Source organism: Acidithrix ferrooxidans (assembly GCF_000949295.1).
Classification (GTDB): Bacteria; Actinomycetota; Acidimicrobiia; order Acidimicrobiales; family Acidimicrobiaceae; genus Acidithrix; species Acidithrix ferrooxidans.
Genome location: NZ_JXYS01000152.1, coordinates 1 through 3,406 on the forward strand (window position 1 = coordinate 1; position 3,406 = coordinate 3,406).

Annotated in this window: 6 protein-coding genes; 2 read left to right on the forward strand and 4 right to left on the reverse strand. The window is 55.4% G+C overall.

Annotation, left to right across the window (positions count from 1 at the left end; all coding sequences use genetic code 11):
- Positions 1-541 (forward strand): Druantia anti-phage system protein DruA (locus tag AXFE_RS17740; protein ID WP_152626218.1); only part of this gene is annotated, 541 nt, incomplete at its 5' end.
- A gap of 117 nt (positions 542-658) precedes the next feature.
- Positions 659-898: a hypothetical protein gene (locus AXFE_RS19690; RefSeq protein WP_152626219.1), complete on the forward strand. Its 240-nt coding sequence runs from the start codon at positions 659-661 to the stop codon at positions 896-898.
- Between the two features lie 160 nt (positions 899-1,058).
- On the opposite strand, the gene AXFE_RS17750 is transcribed toward AXFE_RS19690, so the two are convergent.
- The 4 genes from AXFE_RS17750 to AXFE_RS17760 all read right to left on the reverse strand — a co-directional run.
- Positions 1,059-1,244 carry a hypothetical protein gene (locus tag AXFE_RS17750; RefSeq protein ID WP_052607221.1) on the reverse strand — a complete coding sequence of 62 codons (186 nt, stop codon included), beginning with the start codon at positions 1,242-1,244 and terminating at the stop codon, positions 1,059-1,061.
- A gap of 97 nt (positions 1,245-1,341) precedes the next feature.
- Positions 1,342-1,467: a hypothetical protein gene (locus tag AXFE_RS21170; protein ID WP_268749173.1), complete on the reverse strand. Its 126-nt coding sequence runs from the start codon at positions 1,465-1,467 to the stop codon at positions 1,342-1,344.
- 259 nt (positions 1,468-1,726) lie between these two features.
- The gene (locus tag AXFE_RS17755; RefSeq protein WP_052607222.1) at positions 1,727-2,818 is read right to left on the reverse strand and encodes a zinc ribbon domain-containing protein; all 1,092 of its coding nucleotides are present in this window, start codon (positions 2,816-2,818) and stop codon (positions 1,727-1,729) included.
- Between the two features lie 94 nt (positions 2,819-2,912).
- A partial coding sequence (locus AXFE_RS17760; protein WP_152626220.1) for a Druantia anti-phage system protein DruA occupies positions 2,913-3,406 on the reverse strand: 494 nt, incomplete at its 5' end.

Consider the following 3,406-nt stretch of genomic DNA (forward strand, 5'->3'; position numbering starts at 1 on the left):
GACCAAGAAAGCCTCTGCGATCTGGAACCAAACCATCGCGAGCTACCACTACCTCGGATACGTGCCTCTCGCTGGTGCACAACTGCGATATCTGGTAGAAGCCGACTGTGGCTTTGTGTCTGCACTCTCCTTTGGTGCGTCGGCCTGGAAGTGCGCTCCTCGTGACACCCATATCGGCTGGGACGACAAGACTCGTCGTTCCCGGCTGCACCTCGTGGTGGGCAACGCGCGCTTTCTCATCCTGCCTTATATCCAGGTTCCCAACCTCGCCTCCAAGATCCTCGCCAAAGTTACCCGACGCCTGCGTGATGACTGGCAGGTCGCCTATGGCTATGCCCCGGTGCTCGTCGAGACCTTTGTCGAGACTGGTCGCTTTGCTGGTACCAGCTACCGAGCAGCCAATTGGATCCAAGTCGGCAAGACCCAAGGTCGCGGCAAGCTAGACCGCACCCATGCCAAAGCACTACCGGTGAAGGACGTCTATCTTTACCCGCTGCACCGAGCTTACAAAACCATTCTCAGCACTCAGACCAGCATGTGAGATCGCCCCGTCAACGTTACGAATCAAACCCTCTTCGGACGGGATCTCCGAATGTGTACCAAACCATCAACGGCCACGCCACTATCGTCTTCCTCTTTCTCCTGTCGCTTGTTGTAGGTGCGGAACAGCGATGTTCCTCGGTATCTTCAACACCTTTCGCGCAACCATGGCCACTGTGGTCCTGGTGCACTCGCTAGCGCGAGCAGGGGTCTGCTCCCGGCTCCGTGGCTTCCTCGTTGGCTCGGAGCGTTGCGCGGCCTCTTGCCTATGAGTGTGGCACTTACTGGTATTCGCGACGCCGTCTACTTCAGTGGTGTTGGAGTGATCCACGCTCAATCTGTTCTGTCTGCGCGGTAAGTCGTACCGGTTGTATTCATTGCCATCACCCAAAGATTGATGGGATGGATATTCCAGTAATTCTTTTCCACCGATTCCAGTAATTCTTTTCCACCTATTCCAGTAATACGTTTCCATCCATTCCGGAAACTCTTTACCAGTCTTTTGGCGTAGGTGAATATCAAACCTTTCGACCAGCTGACTTTCTTAGATAAGTCTCGGTTTCCGAACCATCAATCACGAATGCTCGCGAGATTCCGGATTTAGTGATCGCAAGTTGTGGAATAGTCAAAAGAGAGGCTAACGCCAGCGCTATTAGCATCGCGATGAGGATTAGGGCTTGTTGGCTCCCTGAAAGAGGGATCAATCTTCCCTATCCCCCCCCCTAACGCCTAGGTTCTTCCTTAGCGACTCCAACAATTACTTAGCGACTCCAACAATGTATAGGTTTGAGCTTGCGCCTGCTACTTACGAGCAAGCTCGCGTTCTAAGAGGGTCACCTTTGCCCGTTCAATCGCTAAGTTCGCACGGTACTCCTTGGCGGCGATGCTAAAGCGGTCATTGGCATTGCGACAGGCCGCCCTTTCCAACCATCGCGATCCTACGCCAGAATCCCAAGTGCCCGAGGTAGGTGTCAAGTTCGAGTTTGGTCAGGGATTGGACTCTCACAACATCTCTCGTACTTTGCCTTGAACGAGAGCGTAATCGACGGGTTCGCACATGCGGAGAACTTGCCAATGGCACCGGTTCGCTTCAGTGACGTGTTCTGGGTGTAGCGCGCATTGAGTGGAATTCCTTCAACATTAGAAAGCTCGGTAACTGCACCTTTGTCTATCCGCTCCAGAAAACCTAGGCATTTCTAGGTATCCTTTTATTTTCGCTCTCCAGCCGCTGAGTCTCCCCCGTGCACACCGTGTGCTCGGGACTCTGCGAGTCGGTGGCATCGAAAACATTACCACCTTCCACAACGGGCTTGCGCCTTCGTGGTTTGCTTGGAGTTCTGCCGTGAGCGGTAGCTCCGTCTTCGACACACGCACCCTGGACACCGTTGTCGGTGATCCCCTGAAGGACGATACGAGCTCCAACTCGGCTTTCCTTTCGGCTACGGAACCTCTCGTTCTGGATCACCTTCACCTCGGTGTAGGCGGTGAAGACACTGATCTGTCGATCAGTGAGTCTCGATTTGAGGTTCGTGGCGGCTACGTGGTCTGCATCACCCTGGCGGTTGCAATCCCAATATGAATTGCGCCAGTGAAACTTGTCCCCCTGGCGGTTGTCCGATGAGACATACCCCCAGGTCGGTTCGGGACACATTTGGCTGGTGTAGGCCGCGTTTACCGTTTTGGCATCGACACCGCCGATGCTCGTATGCACCACCATACGACCTTCGTTCTCGGATCGCATCCATGTGGAACATATCCGAGACATCTTCTTTGACTTGGCCTTGCCGCGCAAGTGCGAGAGGTCTTCAGTAGCGAGGAGGCGCGGGCGCTGTGTTGGGTCTTGGGGAACCTTACCCCTCGCCCTGGTCCGGTTGCCTTTTCCGTAGATAACCTCTTTTGTCGCCTGGCCCGACAGCGTGCGTACGCTGGCCTGGGCACGTTCACGTCGACGAGCCTGCTTCTTGTGGCCGAGGTTGTTCCTCGCTATCCTGGGGGCCTTCTTCGATTTGGTGTTTACCTTGCGAAGAGACCTGGTCTTCGCATGTGCTTTGCCTCGGACCTTGCCTGTTGCGTTGTTCTTTTCACTGAACTCTTCAAGGATCTCACCGAGGCTGATCCCGTGCTTGTGTCCTTTTGAGTCCGTGCACACCTCGGTAACACCCCAGTCGATGGCATCAATTGGGCCGGTCGCCTTTTCCGGGGCCTTGATGCCATAGACAACATGGACCGTTGCACACTTCGATCCCTTTTCCGCCACGAGACGAATGTCGCCCGACACGCGTGAGACCCCAACAAGTGAAAGTGCGATCCGTGGTACACATTCGGAGATCCCGTCCGAAGAGGGTTTGATTCGTAACGTTGACGGGGCGATCTCACATGCTGGTCTGAGTGCTGAGAATGGTTTTGTAAGCTCGGTGCAGCGGGTAAAGATAGACGTCCTTCACCGGTAGTGCTTTGGCATGGGTGCGGTCTAGCTTGCCGCGACCTTGGGTCTTGCCGACTTGGATCCAATTGGCTGCTCGGTAGCTGGTACCAGCAAAGCGACCAGTCTCGACAAAGGTCTCGACGAGCACCGGGGCATAGCCATAGGCGACCTGCCAGTCATCACGCAGGCGTCGGGTAACTTTGGCGAGGATCTTGGAGGCGAGGTTGGGAACCTGGATATAAGGCAGGATGAGAAAGCGCGCGTTGCCCACCACGAGGTGCAGCCGGGAACGACGAGTCTTGTCGTCCCAGCCGATATGGGTGTCACGAGGAGCGCACTTCCAGGCCGACGCACCAAAGGAGAGTGCAGACACAAAGCCACAGTCGGCTTCTACCAGATATCGCAGTTGTGCACCAGCGAGAGGCACGTATCCGAGGTAGT